The organism is Erwinia sp. MYb416 (genome assembly GCF_037479575.1).
GTDB classification, from domain to species: domain Bacteria; phylum Pseudomonadota; class Gammaproteobacteria; order Enterobacterales; family Enterobacteriaceae; genus Erwinia; species Erwinia rhapontici.
Genome location: NZ_JBBGYT010000333.1, coordinates 1 through 1073, shown reverse-complemented (window position 1 = coordinate 1073; position 1073 = coordinate 1). Strand labels below are relative to the sequence as shown.

The window sequence follows — 1073 nt, the reverse complement described above, 5'->3', positions numbered from 1 at the left end:
GAAATGACGCACGTGAACCAGAGTACGTTGCTAGCATCGCTTGAAGCGACCAAGCGTCATACCAGTGCAGGGCAATATCTGATTATGCTGTATATCAAGATGGGGGTATTTACAGGTGGAAAAGTCAGTATCAGGTGTTACGAGAAATTTTAAAAAAAATATTATTAATAAGGTCGTGATGCTGGTGACAGTTGTGCCTTTCTTTCATCCTGCCTGGTCTTTCAGGGATGGCGAAATCTCAAATGTACACGGTACCTATCAGTTCAATATTCCATTGAAATCTCTGGATATTACAAATAACACCCCTGGTGCTACAATAAGTACTAGTTGGAGTGTTAGTCAAGACTATCGTGCTAATACTCACTGTTCTAAAGAGATAGAAGTAAATGATTCGGTATATTATACGAGTAGAACGAAGATGCCTTCATCAACAGTGAATCCAGGGTATCTTTTCCTAAATGACTATTTTGATGTAAAGGTGGAGATGTATATTTCGGGAAATTATAATGCTTATGTTTCCGTGCCCTTTACTAATGTGTCTAATAATTATCCTATGAAAGTAAAATGTGTTCCGCCATATTCAGCTCTGGGGTTTTCAGTGGGAACCGGTAATAGTGGACGAGTGATTTTTAAGACCACCAGGCCTATCGTTAATGGAATGAATGTGAATAAGCTGGAAGCGATAGAGCTTTATGGAAGATTAGGAAATGGCCCGGTACCGACTACCAAAGCCCTGTCAAGGGTCGTCCTGGAGTTAGGCATTATAACAGTGCCGGATAAGTGTGTGATTAATAAAGGAACGCCCATTTCTATCGAGTTTGGCCCCGTTGGCAGCACCAGCGCCCAGTTGAATGGTGAGAATTATAAAAAACCTCTTTCCATCGAGGTAGCGTGTTCCGGTGGAAGCTTCGATAGCGGAACACTGGCTGTTAAATTAGGTGTCCAGCCGGCAGGTTCGGGGACCGCAGGCTTCAACAGGAACTATTTGGGGACCACAGGAACGGTGAATCGTAAAGATTTGGGCATTGTTATTCGCAACAAAAATAATGAGGTGGTTAAACCCAATACCTTTT

1 protein-coding gene is annotated in these 1073 nt (G+C 42.3%); it reads left to right on the top strand.

The genetic code is table 11. The features are described from left to right. Positions 1–115: 115 nt before the first annotated feature. On the top strand, positions 116–1073 hold a 958-nt coding region (locus tag WH277_RS03985; RefSeq protein WP_339504478.1), incomplete at its 3' end, for a fimbrial protein.